At 58.1% G+C, this 14326-nt stretch carries 15 protein-coding genes; 12 read left to right on the top strand and 3 right to left on the bottom strand.

The features are described from left to right. Positions 1 to 48 precede the first annotated feature (48 nt). Both ENGE1_RS14205 and ENGE1_RS14200 read left to right on the top strand, forming a co-directional pair. Positions 49 to 1080, top strand: coding sequence for a LacI family DNA-binding transcriptional regulator (locus tag ENGE1_RS14205; protein ID WP_048254063.1), 1032 nt, complete (start codon positions 49 to 51; stop codon positions 1078 to 1080). Between the two features lie 8 nt (positions 1081 to 1088). Next, positions 1089 to 2072: a nucleoside hydrolase gene (locus ENGE1_RS14200; RefSeq protein ID WP_048254114.1), complete on the top strand. Its 984-nt coding sequence runs from the start codon at positions 1089 to 1091 to the stop codon at positions 2070 to 2072. 8 nt (positions 2073 to 2080) lie between these two features. Here ENGE1_RS14200 and ENGE1_RS14195 read toward each other — a convergent pair whose 3' ends face one another. Beyond that, on the bottom strand, positions 2081 to 2524 hold the full coding sequence (locus ENGE1_RS14195) for a hypothetical protein (RefSeq protein WP_048254062.1): 444 nt from the start codon (positions 2522 to 2524) through the stop codon (positions 2081 to 2083). 413 nt (positions 2525 to 2937) lie between these two features. Between ENGE1_RS14195 and ENGE1_RS14190 the strand changes: the two genes are divergently transcribed. The 9 genes from ENGE1_RS14190 to ruvX all read left to right on the top strand — a co-directional run bounded on the left by ENGE1_RS14190 (position 2938) and on the right by ruvX (position 11504). Further along, positions 2938 to 4332, top strand: coding sequence for a sugar porter family MFS transporter (locus ENGE1_RS14190; RefSeq protein WP_043082086.1), 1395 nt, complete (start codon positions 2938 to 2940; stop codon positions 4330 to 4332). Positions 4333 to 4630: 298 nt separating this feature from the next. After that, positions 4631 to 5959, top strand: a complete 1329-nt coding sequence (locus ENGE1_RS14185) for an SLC5/6 family protein (protein WP_043082085.1) — start codon at positions 4631 to 4633, stop codon at positions 5957 to 5959. Between the two features lie 21 nt (positions 5960 to 5980). Then, positions 5981 to 7285 carry an L-cysteine desulfidase family protein gene (locus ENGE1_RS14180; RefSeq protein WP_048254061.1) on the top strand — a complete coding sequence of 435 codons (1305 nt, stop codon included), beginning with the start codon at positions 5981 to 5983 and terminating at the stop codon, positions 7283 to 7285. Positions 7286 to 7371: 86 nt separating this feature from the next. Continuing rightward, entirely contained in the window at positions 7372 to 7872 is a 501-nt protein-coding gene (locus tag ENGE1_RS14175; RefSeq protein WP_043082084.1) for a SprT family zinc-dependent metalloprotease, read from the top strand. 94 nt (positions 7873 to 7966) lie between these two features. Next, positions 7967 to 8704 (top strand): deoxyribonuclease I, encoded by a 738-nt coding sequence (gene endA, locus ENGE1_RS14170; protein WP_043082083.1) that lies wholly within the window; start codon positions 7967 to 7969, stop codon positions 8702 to 8704. Positions 8705 to 8724: 20 nt separating this feature from the next. After that, positions 8725 to 9456 (top strand): 16S rRNA (uracil(1498)-N(3))-methyltransferase, encoded by a 732-nt coding sequence (rsmE, locus tag ENGE1_RS14165; protein WP_043082082.1) that lies wholly within the window; start codon positions 8725 to 8727, stop codon positions 9454 to 9456. A 22-nt stretch (positions 9457 to 9478) separates the two neighbouring features. Continuing rightward, positions 9479 to 10426: a glutathione synthase gene (gshB, locus tag ENGE1_RS14160; RefSeq protein WP_043082081.1), complete on the top strand. Its 948-nt coding sequence runs from the start codon at positions 9479 to 9481 to the stop codon at positions 10424 to 10426. Positions 10427 to 10524: 98 nt separating this feature from the next. Further along, a complete protein-coding gene (locus ENGE1_RS14155; RefSeq protein ID WP_045287471.1) occupies positions 10525 to 11088 on the top strand; it encodes a YqgE/AlgH family protein in 564 nt (187 codons plus the stop codon). Then, positions 11088 to 11504: a Holliday junction resolvase RuvX gene (ruvX, locus tag ENGE1_RS14150; RefSeq protein WP_048254060.1), complete on the top strand. Its 417-nt coding sequence runs from the start codon at positions 11088 to 11090 to the stop codon at positions 11502 to 11504. The genes ENGE1_RS14155 and ruvX overlap by 1 nt, the downstream gene beginning before the upstream one ends. Positions 11505 to 11540: 36 nt before the next feature. On the opposite strand, the gene ENGE1_RS14145 is transcribed toward ruvX, so the two are convergent. Both ENGE1_RS14145 and ENGE1_RS14140 read right to left on the bottom strand, forming a co-directional pair. Next, positions 11541 to 12194, bottom strand: a complete 654-nt coding sequence (locus ENGE1_RS14145; protein ID WP_043082078.1) for a LuxR C-terminal-related transcriptional regulator — start codon at positions 12192 to 12194, stop codon at positions 11541 to 11543. Between the two features lie 423 nt (positions 12195 to 12617). Continuing rightward, positions 12618 to 13598 carry a type IV pilus twitching motility protein PilT gene (locus tag ENGE1_RS14140; RefSeq protein ID WP_048254059.1) on the bottom strand — a complete coding sequence of 327 codons (981 nt, stop codon included), beginning with the start codon at positions 13596 to 13598 and terminating at the stop codon, positions 12618 to 12620. 14 nt (positions 13599 to 13612) lie between these two features. Here ENGE1_RS14140 and ENGE1_RS14135 point away from each other — a divergent pair, with 14 nt between their 5' ends. Beyond that, on the top strand, positions 13613 to 14317 hold the full coding sequence (locus ENGE1_RS14135) for a YggS family pyridoxal phosphate-dependent enzyme (RefSeq protein ID WP_048254058.1): 705 nt from the start codon (positions 13613 to 13615) through the stop codon (positions 14315 to 14317). The last annotated feature ends 9 nt before the right edge of the window (positions 14318 to 14326 follow it).

The raw sequence follows: 14326 nt of genomic DNA, 5'->3' as shown, positions 1-14326 counted from the left end.
AAAGCTTTATGCTGTGGCGCTAATAGCCCCAACCAGAGCAGGTATTCAGTGAGCAAGCCCCTCGTGCGGCGCGTTACCCGCGCCGACATCGCCAGAGAAGCCGGTACATCCGTGGCCGTTGTGAGCTACGTCATCAACAACGGCCCGCGCCCGGTAGCGCCCGCCACCCGCGAGCGCGTGCTGGCGGCCATTAAAAAAACGGGCTACCGCCCCAACGGCATCGCCAGGGCGCTGGCCAGCGGCACCACCCGTACTTACGGGCTGGTGGTGCCAAACATCGCCAACCCGTTTATCTCTTCGATGGCGCACGCCCTGCAGCAGGAGGCGTTTGCCGACGGTCGGGTTCTGCTGCTGGGGGACGCGGGCGACGACCGCGTGCGCGAGCGCGAGCTGGTCAATAACCTGCTGCATCGCCAGGTGGACGGCCTGATTTACACCAGCGTTGACCGCCATCCGTGGATTGAGATGATCCAGGCCAGCGGTACGCCGCTGGTGATGCTGGATCGGGTGGCGCCGGAGCTGCAGGTCAGCGCGATTCAGGTTAACGAGCAGCGCGCCGCCTGGCAGGCGACTCGCCATCTGATTGAACACGGCTACCGCGAGATAGCCATCATTTGCGGACCGCTGGAGATGCTGAACACGCAGGATCGCATCAGCGGCTGGCGGCAGGCGCTGGAAGAGGCGGGACTGACGCCGGATCCGGCCAGGATCTTTGCCACGGACTACACCCGCCAGGGCGGCTACGATGCCGCGCAGCGTATGCTGGCCGGCACGCTGCCCCGGGCGCTGTTCGCCACCAATGAGCAGCAGGCCTTTGGCTGCCTGCGCGCCCTCGCCGGGCACGGACTGTCCGTGCCGGACGATCTGGCCCTGGTATGCTTCAACGGCACCGTCGAGTCCGCCTTTAACGTCCCCTCGCTGACCGCCGTTCGTCAGCCGGTCATCAGCATGGCCAGAAAGGCGATTGAGATGCTCAAGCAGTGGGACGGCGAGCCCGAGCGCTGCGAATTTGATTTTGAACTGGAAATCGGCGAGTCCTGCGGCTGTCGGCCCGCGGCGCACGCCAGGAAGAGTAACTGACTGATATGATACGCTTAATTATTGACTGCGATCCGGGGAACGGCATAGCGGGCGCCAACGTTGATGACGGACTGGCCCTCGCCCTCGCCCTCGCCGCGCCGGAGATCTCTCTGGAGCTGATTACCACCGTCGCGGGCAATACCCCGAGCGAAGTCGGCTACGGCGTTGCCTGCGATTTTGCCCGGCGTTTCACTCCCGGCCTGAAGGTGGCGCGCGGCGCATCGCGGGCGCTGATTGAACCCGCCGCCCCCTGGCGCGAACACCTCGACCGCAAGGTGGACGAGGTCGGCCTGCGCCACCTGTGGAACGGCGTGCCCATCCCCGGCCATACGGCCACCGAGCCGCCGATGGCCGTCCACCAGATGAGCGAACTTATCTGCAATAATCCGGGTGAAATTACGCTGGTGGCCATCGGCCCCTTAACCAACATCGCGCTGGCGATGCAGTGCTATCCGCAGCTTGCGGGCCTGGTAAAGCAGATTGTGATTATGGGCGGGGCGTTTAACGTTCACGGCTATCTGAAAGATACCAACTTTGGCATCGATCCGGAGGCTGCTCATGCGGTATTAACCAGCGGGGCCGACATTGTGCTGGTGCCGATGGACGTCACTATCCAGACTCTGATGACGCATCGGGATCTCGATCTGCTGGCGGCGGCTAAAAGCCCGCTTGGCCGGTATCTGGTGGACACCATGCGTCCGTGGATGGATTTTTCCATGCAGACTCGCCGGCTGCCGGGCTGCTGGATCCACGATGTGCTGACCGTTGCATGGCTGCTGGAGCCGGGGCTGGCGACAGCGGTTACGGATAATGTGGCGATATCCCTCAGCGGGATCGGCCGCGGCAAAAGTTTTCGCTGCGGACCGCAGAGCCTGCGGCTGGCGGTGAACGTGCCGCCTCCCAGCAGCGCGCCAGTAACTATCCTGCAAACCGTCGATAATCAGGGCCTGCTGGCGCTGATTCAGCGCCATATCAGCCGCTTTGCCTGCTGAGCCAGCGGCTAAGACAGACCGCCCAGCAGACCGATAACTATCAGCAGAAACAGGATAGCGAAGACTACGGCGATACCGTACAGCACGGCGTGGAATGCCAGAGTCCCTCCGCCGCACAGTAGCGCCGCGCCCACTATCCAGCGCCTTTCCCGACGTACGCCGGCAATAAAAGCGCACAGCAGCGCGGCGAAGGCCAGACCGATACTGGTATTATCCAGCACCCGGTCAATATTAACCGGCCTGCCCCGCTTCTCCTGCGGCGCAGGCTGTTCACCTTTGAGGCCCGCCAGGATGCCTTTCTTAACTTCAAAGACCTGTTCTGCGACCACGCTGGCAACGGATGGACGGACCGAAAACGGGCCGAGCGTGACGTGGAAAATACTCATGACCAGAGCAACAGCGCCTAACAGCGCCCCTGCCGCTCCCCAAAGGTTGTCCCTTATCGCTTCCATAGAATTGTCCTTAACACATTTAAACTGTGAGGAATTTGAGGTTATCGTCTAAATCGAGAGTAGCTAAATTCAACATACTGCAACAGGGTCTAACCTTATCCGTTATCAGACCTTGGCAATAAACCGCTCTCAATGAAAGCGATTACATCAAATTGCGCTTGCCGGGCGGAAGTCGCTACTTTTTCCCGCTGTCACGTAGCCTGTATGTTACATAATTTTTCAGCCATTTCTTAAGCAGCATTATCTCTACGCCCGGCTATACTCCTATCCTCATGTTTTATAATAACAAAAGAGGCTTACCTAAACTGACAATGGTGTAACCGATTACACCATTGTGAGTAGCCTCACATCTTTTTACCCGACACTAACCTACCCTTTACAGCGGTAAAATGAATATTCCAACTGGAGAGCATATGCCTGGGTACAATAAAAAAGGGCGTTCAAACAAGGCTGTAACGTTCTTTGTCTGCTTTCTCGCAGCCCTTGCGGGATTACTGTTCGGTCTTGATATCGGCGTGATTGCGGGCGCGCTGCCCTTCATCGCCAAAGACTTCCAGATTGACTCGCATACCCAGGAGTGGGTGGTGAGTTCCATGATGTTTGGTGCGGCAGTGGGCGCAGTCGGCAGCGGCTGGCTCTCCTACCGCCTGGGCCGTAAAAAGAGCCTGATGATCGGCGCTATCCTGTTTGTTGCCGGTTCGCTCTGCTCCGCCGCGGCGCCCAACGTTGAAATTCTGCTGATTTCGCGCGTGCTGCTGGGCCTTGCCGTCGGCGTCGCCTCTTACACCGCGCCGCTCTACCTGTCTGAAATCGCCCCGGAAAAAATTCGCGGCAGCATGATCTCCATGTACCAGCTGATGATCACCATCGGTATTCTCGCGGCCTATCTGTCAGACACCGCCTTCAGCTACAGCGGGGCGTGGCGCTGGATGCTGGGCGTCATTATCATCCCGGCGGTGCTGCTGCTGATTGGCGTTATCTTCCTGCCGGACAGCCCGCGCTGGTACGCAGCCAAGCGTCGCTTTAACGATGCCGAGCGCGTCCTGCAGCGTCTGCGCGACACCAGCGCGGAGGCAAAAAGGGAGCTGGAGGAGATCCGCGAAAGCCTGAAGGTGAAGCAGACCGGCTGGGCGCTGTTTAAGGACAACAGCAACTTCCGCCGCGCGGTATTCCTCGGCGTGCTGCTGCAGGTGATGCAGCAGTTCACCGGCATGAACGTCATCATGTACTACGCGCCGAAAATCTTTGAGATTGCCGGCTACACCAACACCACCGAGCAGATGTGGGGCACCGTCATCGTCGGTCTGACCAACGTGCTGGCGACCTTTATCGCCATCGGCCTGGTGGACCGCTGGGGCCGTAAACCGACGCTGGTGCTGGGCTTCCTGGTGATGGCCGTCGGCATGGGCGTGCTGGGCACCATGATCCATAACGGCATCCACTCTCCGTCGGCGCAGTACTTTGCCGTGGCCATGCTGCTGATGTTTATCGTCGGCTTCGCCATGAGCGCCGGTCCGCTGATTTGGGTACTGTGTTCCGAGATCCAGCCGCTCAAGGGCCGCGATTTTGGCATCACCTGCTCCACCGCCACCAACTGGATCGCCAACATGATCGTCGGCGCGACCTTCCTGACCATGCTCAATACGCTGGGCAACGCCAACACCTTCTGGGTTTACGGCGGCCTGAACGTCCTGTTCATCCTGCTGACCCTGTGGCTGGTGCCGGAAACCAAGCACGTGTCGCTGGAACACATTGAGCGCAACCTGATGCGCGGCCGCCCGCTGCGCGAGATTGGTTCGCAGGATTAATCCCTGCCCCGAAGCATCTGTGCGGCGCTGCCGCCAGATGCTTTTTTAACCTATTATTTTCATTTCTATGATCTCCCGCACTTACAGGAATGAATTTTCTACATTCCCCCTCTTTTTTAGAAAATAAGCCTCTTTTAAACGCTCAATAACCATACAAATAGAAAGCCTTTTCTCCTGATTACCGATTATGATTTTATCATTCCAATAATAAACGCCTGCCGCGCCTGCTTCACCATCGACTGATGAGCTGAGCACCATAACAACAATTATTTACCCTACATAAATAAGTGAGAGCCTTATGGATACGGCAAATAACAATATTATTGTAAGTACACCGCCAACAACTGAACAGAACGAAATCAGTAAAGCAGACTGGCAGCAGGCCATTAAATTTGACAGTACTGATACCGGTTGGGTCATTATGAGTATTGGGATGGCCATTGGCGCTGGTATCGTTTTTTTACCTGTGCAGGTCGGATTAATGGGGCTATGGGTATTCCTTCTCTCGTCTATTATCGGTTACCCGGCCATGTATCTTTTCCAGCGCCTATTTATTAATACACTGGCGGAGTCACCCGAATGTAAGGACTATCCCAGCGTGATTAGCGGTTACCTGGGAAAAAACTGGGGCATACTGCTGGGGGCCCTCTATTTTGTGATGCTCGTTATCTGGATGTTCGTCTATTCAACGGCGATCACCAACGACAGCGCGTCCTATCTTCATACTTTTGGCGTCACTGACGGACTGCTATCGGAAAACCCGTTCTATGGCCTGCTGCTGATCTGTATTCTGGTCGCTATCTCTTCGCGCGGTGAAAAGCTGCTGTTTAAGATCTCCAGCCTGATGGTGCTGACAAAACTGCTGGTGGTGGCTGCGCTAGGCGTCTCGATGATCGGCATGTGGCACCTCTATAACATCGGGGCGCTTCCACCACTGGGCCTGCTTGTTAAAAATGCCATCATCACACTGCCGTTCACGCTGACCTCGATTCTCTTTATTCAGACGCTTAGCCCAATGGTCATCTCTTACCGCTCGCGGGAGAAATCAGCTAAGGTCGCGCGCTATAAAGCACTGCGGGCGATGAATATTGCCTTCGGCATTCTGTTTGTCACCGTCTTTTTTTATGCGGTCTCCTTCACCCTGGCGATGGGCCACGATGAAGCGGTCAAAGCCTACGAGCAGAATATCTCTGCGCTAGCCATCGCGGCCCAGTTCATAAGCGGAGACGGGGCAGGATGGGTAAAAACCGTTAGCGTTATTCTGAACATATTTGCCGTGATGACCGCTTTCTTCGGCGTTTATCTTGGATTCCGCGAAGCGACTCAGGGCATCGTGATGAATGTTTTGCGCCGCAGACTGCCGGAAAATAAGATCAATGAGCGTTGGGTGCAGCGTGGAATTATGATATTTGCGATTCTGCTTGCCTGGAGCGCTATCGTATTGAATGCGCCGGTACTCAGCTTTACTTCAATCTGCAGCCCGATATTTGGCATGGTCGGCTGTTTAATTCCCGCATGGCTGGTCTATAAAGTCCCGGCCCTGCACAAATATAAAGGCGTATCGCTGGTCATTATCATTATTACTGGATTTCTCCTCTGCGTATCGCCGTTCCTTGCATTTTCCTGATAGGTAAATAAGGTCGTCATGATGTCTGAAAATCTCACGCCACTATGGGCTAATTTCATTCGCGCGGTGCAGGAGGAAGTGAAACCTGCGCTGGGATGTACAGAACCCGTCTCTCTTGCCCTTGCCTGTGCAATAGCGGCGGAGCAACTGTCCGGGGGGATCACGCATATTGATGCCTGGGTTTCCCCAAATCTGATGAAAAATGGCCTGGGCGTCACGGTTCCGGGTACCGGAATGGTTGGTCTGCCCGTTGCTGCGGCACTTGGAGCCATCGGCGGTAACGCCCACGCCGGGCTGGAGGTGCTGAAGGACGCCACCGAGGAAGATATCTTCCGCGCCCGGGCCATGCTTGAAGCGGGCAATGTTCACGTCATGCTGGAGGAGCAAAGTGACGAGCTTCTCTATTCGAGGGCGAAGGTCTATGCGGGGAGCGAATGGGCCAGCGCAACCATTTCCGGGGGACACACCCGCGTGGTGAGCGTAGAGAAAAACGGTAAGGTCTGCTTCTCCCTGGATGAGGAGACTGACGCCCACAGCACCTCTCCCCTGGAGGTGCTTTCTCACACAAACCTTGAGGAAATAGTAAATTTCGTCACCAACGTTCCGCTGGAGGATATCCGCTTTATTCTCGACGCCGCGCGCCTGAATGATGCCCTTTCCAGGGAAGGGCTGAACAAAAAATGGGGGCTACATATTGGCAAAACCCTGCAGAAGCAGAGTCTGCGCGGATTAATCGCGCAAGATCTCGCTGCCGATATTGTGATTCGTACCAGCGCCGCCTCTGATGCGCGAATGGGCGGAGCAACGCTGCCGGCAATGAGCAACTCCGGCTCGGGTAATCAGGGGATCGCGGCGACTATGCCGGTCGTGGTGGTGGCCGAATATCTGGGCTCCGACAGTGAAGAACTGGCGCGCGCGCTGATGCTGTCTCACTTAACGGCCATCTATATTCATCATCAGTTGCCGCGTTTGTCCGCACTCTGCGCGGCAACAACGGCTGCAATGGGCGCAGCGGCCGGGATGGCGTGGCTTTTTGACGGCCGCTATCAAAGTATCGCGATGGCGATTGGCAGTATGATCGGCGATGTCAGCGGCATGATTTGCGACGGCGCTTCCAACAGTTGCGCAATGAAAGTCTCAACCAGCGTGAGCAGTGCCTGGAAATCCGTCCTGCTCGCGCTGGATGACTCCGCCGTGACGGGCGATGAGGGGATCGTCGCCCATGACGTCGAGCAATCTATCGCTAACCTCTGCGCGCTGGCTCGTCAATCAATGCAGGAAACCGATCGCCAGATTATTGCAATCATGTCCAGGAAAGTATCCTGAAGCGATACTGATCCGCCTGTCCCTCTTCCGGGGGACAGGCGTTTACCGGGTTTGCACTCTCTGCGCGGTGATACTATTCTGCCTCCATGAAAACCCCTCGCCTCCCAATCGCTCTGCAGCAGGCCGTGATGCGCACGCTGCGGGAAAAACTCGCGCTGGCAAACCAGAAGCTTAACCGCAGCTATCCCGAGCCGAAGCTTATCTACCAGCAGCGCGGCACCGCCGCCGGCACCGCGTGGCTTGAAAGCTATGAAATCCGCCTTAACCCGGTGCTGCTGCTGGAGAACCAGCAGGCGTTTATCGAAGAGGTGGTGCCGCACGAGCTGGCGCACCTGCTGGTGTGGAAGCACTTTGGCCGCGTGGCGCCCCACGGCAAAGAGTGGAAGTGGATGATGGAGGGCGTGCTCGGCGTTCCCGCCCGCCGCACCCACCAGTTTGAGCTGGCGTCGGTGCGTACAAATACCTTCGCCTACCGCTGCGGCTGCCAGCAGCACCGGCTCACCGTCCGTCGCCACAATCGCGTCCTGCGCGGTGAAGCGGTCTACCGCTGTCTGCGCTGCGGCGAACCGCTGGTGGCGGAAAAGTAACCTCAGGAAATAACTGGAAGTTTTCTGATCTGGCTGATTGCATCTGACATCCCTATTCGCTACGTTGCGGGCTCGTTTTGACACGGAGTTCGTGATGTACCGTTGTAAATCCATCCTGACGCTGGCGCTGCTTGCCGGCGTAATAACCGCTCAAGCCCGCGAGCCGGGCATCCACAGTTTTTCCCAGGCTAAAGCCGCGGGCGTAAAGGTCAATGCCGATGTCCCCGGCGATTTCTACTGCGGATGCAAGATAGCCTGGCAGGGCAAAAAAGGCGTTATCGACCTGCGCTCCTGCGGCTATAAAGTCCGCAAAAACGAGACCCGCGCCGCGCGCGTTGAGTGGGAGCACGTAGTGCCCGCCTGGCAGTTTGGCCACCAGCGCCAGTGCTGGCAGGAAGGCGGACGCAAAAATTGCGTAAAAGATCCGGTATATCGCCAGATGGAGAGCGATATGCACAACCTGCAGCCCGCCGTCGGGGAAGTGAACGGCGACCGCAACAACTTTATGTACAGCCAGTGGAACGGCGGCGAGAAGCAGTACGGCCAGTGTGAAATGAAGGTCGACTTCAAAGCGAAAGTAGCCGAGCCGCCCGAGCGCGCCCGCGGCGCCATCGCCCGCACCTACTTCTATATGCGAGATCGGTATCATCTGAACCTCTCCCGCCAGCAGACGCAGCTGTTCACCGTCTGGAATAAGCAGTTTCCGGTCACCGACTGGGAGTGCCGGCGCGATGAGCGCATCGCCAGGGTGCAGGGAAACCACAACCCGTACGTCCAGCGCGCTTGCCAGGCGCAAAAGAGCTACCCTACACTAGCGTCAAACGTACACTAAACTTCGGAAGTTCTGACACTATGCGCATTCCCCGCATCTATCACCCCGAGCCTCTCACCGTCGGCAGCCAGGTAGCCCTCAGCGACGATGCCGCCGGCCACGTTGGCCGCGTCCTGCGCATGGGCGCCGGGCAACCGCTCGCCCTGTTCGACGGCAGCAACCGGCTGTTTCAGGCCGAGATCGTTGAGGCCAGCAAGAAAAATGTGCGGGTCGTGATCCAAAGCGGCGAGACCGACGATCGGGAGTCGCCGCTGCATATCCACCTCGGGCAGGTGATGTCCCGGGGCGAGAAAATGGAATTCACCATCCAGAAGTCCATTGAACTTGGCGTAAGCCTCATTACGCCACTTTCATCCGAGCGCTGTGGCGTTAAACTGGACGCCGAACGTCTGAATAAAAAGGTTCAGCAGTGGCAGAAGATTGCCATCGCCGCCTGCGAACAGTGCGGCCGCAACGTGGTGCCGGAGATCCGCCCGCCCATGAGCCTTGAGCAGTGGTGTGCAGAAGAGGAGAGCGGCCTGAAGCTCAATCTTCATCCGCGCGCCAGCGCCAGCATCAATACGCTGCCCCTGCCCGTGGAGCGCGTGCGGCTACTGATAGGCCCCGAAGGCGGTCTGTCGGCAGAGGAGATTGCCATGACCGCGCGCTACGCGTTTACTGATATTCTGCTCGGGCCACGCGTACTGCGCACCGAGACCACGGCCCTTACCGCAATTACCGCGCTGCAGGTGCGTTTTGGCGACCTCGGCTAACAACGGCTTCAAGGAGAAATGCATGATTAAGCTCGGCATCGTGATGGACCCCATCGCGGAGATCAACATCAAGAAAGACACCAGCTTCGCCATGCTGCTGGAAGCGCAGCGTCGCGGCTATGAACTCCACTATATGGAGATGAACGATCTTTACCTGACCAACGGCGAAGCCCGGGCCACCACCCGCCTGCTGAGCGTTGAGCAGAACTATGACGGCTGGTACAGCTTCAGCGGCGAGCAGGACATTGCGCTGGCCGACCTCGACGTTATCCTGATGCGTAAAGATCCGCCGTTTGACACCGAATACATCTACGCCACCTACATTCTGGAGCGCGCGGAGGACAAAGGCGCGCTTATCGTCAATAAGCCGCAGAGCCTGCGCGACTGTAACGAAAAACTGTTCACCGCCTGGTTTGCCGACCTGACGCCGGAAACGCTGGTGACCCGCAGCAAGGCCCAGTTGAAGAGCTTCTGGGAAAAGCACGGCGATATTATTCTCAAGCCGCTGGACGGCATGGGCGGCTCCTCTATCTTCCGCGTCAAGCAGGGCGATCCGAACCTGCCGGTGATTGCCGAAACCCTGACCGCGCTTGGCACCCGCTACTGCATGGCGCAGAACTATCTGCCGGCCATCAAAGAGGGCGATAAGCGCGTGCTGGTGGTGGACGGCGAACCGGTGCCCTACTGCCTGGCGCGCATCCCGCAGGGCGGCGAAACCCGCGGCAACCTGGCGGCGGGCGGACGCGGCGAACCGCGGCCGCTGACCGAAAGCGACTGGGCGATTGCCCGCCGGGTCGCGCCGGTGCTTAAAGAGAAGGGGCTTATCTTTGTCGGACTCGACATTATCGGTGACCGCCTGACGGAAATTAACGTCACCAGCCCGACCTGCGTTCGTGAAATCGAAGCGGAGTTTCCCATCTCCATCACCGGTATGCTGATGGACGCCATCGAGAAGCGCCTCGGCAAGTAAGCCGCACGCCCCTCTTTCATCTGTGAAGTGACAGCGCCCTGGTTTCACCGCATACTGGGCGCTGTTGCTTTTTAAACCAGGAAACAGAACCTCTGACAATGAATTTACAGCACCACTTTCTTATTGCCATGCCTGCTCTCCAGGACCCGATGTTTCGCCGCGCCGTCGTCTACATTTGCGAATACAACGAGGATGGCGCGATGGGCATCATCATCAATAAACCGATGGAGAACCTGAAGGTCGAAGGGATCCTTGAGAAGTTAAAAATCACCCCCGATCCGCGCGATCCGGCGATCCGCCTCGACAAGCCGGTAATGACCGGCGGCCCGCTGGCGGAGGATCGCGGCTTTATCCTGCACACCTCGCCCTCGTCGTTTGCCTCCAGCATTCGCATCTCCGACAACACGGTGATCACCACCTCCCGCGACGTGCTGGAGACGCTGGGTACCCAGGATCAGCCGGACGAAGTGCTGGTGGCGCTGGGCTATTCGTCCTGGGATAAGGGGCAGCTTGAGCAGGAGCTGCTGGATAACGCGTGGCTTACCGCTCCGGCGGACATGAATATTCTGTTCAAAACGCCGATCGCCGACCGCTGGCGCGACGCCGCACGCCTGATCGGCATTGATATTCATACTATGCCCGGCATTGCGGGGCACGCCTGATGAGCGGAACACTGGTCGCTTTCGATTTTGGCACCAAAAGTATCGGCGCAGCGGTAGGCCAGCGCATCACCGGCACCGCCAGACCGCTGGCGGCGCTGAAGGCAAACGACGGCAACCCGGACTGGACCCTGATTGAGCGCCTGCTCAGAGAGTGGCAGCCGGAGGCGGTGATTGTCGGCCTGCCGCTGAATATGGACGGCACCGAGCAGCCGCTGACCGCCCGGGCGCGCAAGTTCGCCAATAAGATCCACGGCCGCTTTGGGGTAAAAATTATTCTGCACGACGAGCGCCTGAGCACCGTTGAAGCCCGCGCCGGGCTGTTCGAGCACGGCGGCTACCGCGCGCTGAATAAGGGCAGAATAGATTCCGCCTCGGCGGTGGTCATTCTGGAGAGCTTCTTCGAACAGGGTTACTGATACGGGCCTGCCGCCAACAGCAGGCCCGCATTGTCATCAGTGGCGCAGGTGCTCGTTCGCCCAGCTCACCGCCTGAGTGCGGTTTTTAACGCTGAGCTTGCGGAACACGTTGTAAAGATGGGTGCGCACGGTGTTCTCGCTAATGAACAGCGCCCGCGCGATATCCACGTTGGTCGCGCCGTGGCGCAATTCATTGAGGATTTCGCACTCGCGCTCGGTCAGAGGGATATTATCCGGCTCGCCCGATGCCTGTTCCACGGCGTACATCGCCGGGTGCATCACGCTCAATTCAGCGGTATGTTCGCCGTTCAGCACGGCTTTAACGCCCTCAATTAAGCGCGATTCATCATCGTCGTGGCGAAATACGCCGTACAGCGCCGGCCATTTTGCCATTTCGTACAGCTCGTACTTTTGAGCGCTGTTAATAATTAGCAGGCGCGGGTTCTCGGCCTGCGACTGAATAATATCCCGCCAGATACCATTGAGCTTTTTATTAGAAACGGCAATATCAAACAGCACCACGGTCCCTTTCGCCAGGCGGCCGGTCAGCGGTTTGTTGATATTATGCACAGAAACGTCAACGCCGAGCAGTCCGGCAAGGTGGCAGGCGAAGGCATTGGCCTGAATAGAGGGATGAGTAATAAGGGTTACCTGTCGGGACTTATCTGTAAACTCTGATACATCAAGCATTTAAAAACTCTCCATAGTTGAGACTCACCATCATGGCGATTAAATAGTAAAAGAACTAACAAGCGTGCTCACATATTATAAAATATGAAGTCCTGATGAAGAATTTACTAAGAAAATTCTTAGGCATGCAAGCAGAATAGAACGAATGCCTGACAGCTGTCAAAAAGTTATCATCCATTTCTGCTGTTCGTCACCGAAAAGTCTCAACTTTTGCCTGGCGTAATATCATCGGAATGTCGTATATCACATCCTTGCTGCGCATATTTCTCCTTATTAACGACAAAAATCACCCTCTTTATCACAATTTAATTAACAGCAAATTCACATCCCTCTATTTAATTCTATCCTTTCTGACACTTCTTTGAGTTAACGTCAATATTCCGCAGCGTGGTTAAATTATTAAAGGTTTCGTAAAGCTAACATTTATAGCCGCCCGGCGGCCTGCCGCTGCTGAAAACTCTGGCTGAAGGTCAGCATGCCCGCCTGCTGCCCGGTCTGCATGATGCCCGGCAGCTGATGGCTCTTGCCCTCGCGGATCAGGTTGGCGGCGGCGGGCGTATTTACCAGCAGTTCGTACAGCGCCACCCGCCCGCCCAGCTTATCTGGCAGCAGCTTCTGGGCCAGCACCGCGCACAGGCTGCCCGCCAGCTGGCCGCGCACCTGCTCTTTTTCGCCGGCGGGGAAGGCGTCCAGCAGCCGCTCAACGGCCTGGGCCGCGCCCCGGGTGTGCAGCGTCGCCAGAACCAGGTGCCCGGTCTCCGCAGCGGTCAGCGCCAGGCGAATAGTCTCGCTGTCGCGCAGTTCGCCAATCAGGATCACATCCGGATCCTGGCGCAGCGCCACCCGCAGCGCGTCCGCAAACGAGGCGCAGTGGGCGCCGACCTCCCGCTGCTGGATCAGGCAGCGGGCGCTGCGGTGAATAAACTCTACCGGGTCTTCCAGGGTCAGAATATGCCCGTCCCGCTGCCGGTTGAGGTGTTCCACCATCGCGGCAAGCGTGGTGGACTTGCCGCTGCCGGTCGCTCCGGTGACGAGGATAAGCCCGCTCTCCTCGTGGAGCAGCTCGCCAAGGGCCTGCGGCGCCCACAGTTCAGAGAGCTGTGGGCACGCGTCGGGCAGCAGGCGCAGCACCAACGAGCAGCCGCGAATATGCTGGAAAGCGCTGGCGCGCAGCCGCCTGCCGCCCGCCGTTTCGACGGAAAAGTCGCACTGCCGCTGCAGCAGCCACTCCTGTACCCCCGCCTCTCCGAGCCAGCGGGCCAGCAGGAGCTGCAGATCCGGCGCCGGGAATGGCGCCCGCTCGAGGCTCCCCCGCCGCCGCCATCGCACCTGCCCGGCGCTGCACAGGTGTAGATCCGAGACGTTATGCTTTACACTAAGGGCCACGATTTCTTCAATATCCATACCAGTACCCGAAAATGAATGACATTGCGCATAACCTGACACAGGTCCGGGACAAAATCTCAGCCGCCGCCGCGCGCTGCGGCCGCGATCGACGGGAAGTTACCCTGCTTGCAGTGAGCAAAACAAAACCTTCGAGCGCCATCGAAGAAGCCATCGCCGCCGGACAGCGCGCCTTTGGCGAAAACTACGTGCAGGAAGGCGTGGAGAAAGTGCGTTATTTCCGCGAAGCGGGCCAGAGCGGCCTGCAGTGGCACTTTATCGGCCCGCTGCAGTCGAACAAAAGTCGCCAGGTGGCGGAGCACTTTGACTGGTGCCATACGGTAGACCGCCTGCGCATCGCCAGCCGCCTCAGCGAGCAGCGGCCAAAAGACCTGCCGCCGCTGAACGTGCTGATTCAGGTCAATATCAGCGACGAAGAGAGCAAGTCCGGCATTGCCCCGCAGGAGGTGGACGCGCTGGCCGCTCAGGTCGCCGAATTGCCCGGCCTGCGCCTGCGCGGGCTGATGGCTATCCCGGCGCCGGAATCAGACTATGAAAGGCAGTTTGCGGTCGCCCGGCAAATGGCGGTAGCATTTGCCCGCCTTAAAGAACGCTACGCAACCGTGGACACGCTCTCTCTGGGCATGTCTGATGACATGGAGGCCGCGATTGCGGCGGGCAGCACGATGGTACGCATCGGTACCGCCATTTTTGGCGCCCGTGATTATACAAAACGATAAATAAGGAAA

The organism is Pluralibacter gergoviae ATCC 33028 = NBRC 105706 (genome assembly GCF_001598855.1).
Lineage (GTDB): Bacteria > Pseudomonadota > Gammaproteobacteria > Enterobacterales > Enterobacteriaceae > Pluralibacter > Pluralibacter gergoviae.
This window is presented reverse-complemented; position numbering and strand designations above follow the sequence as displayed.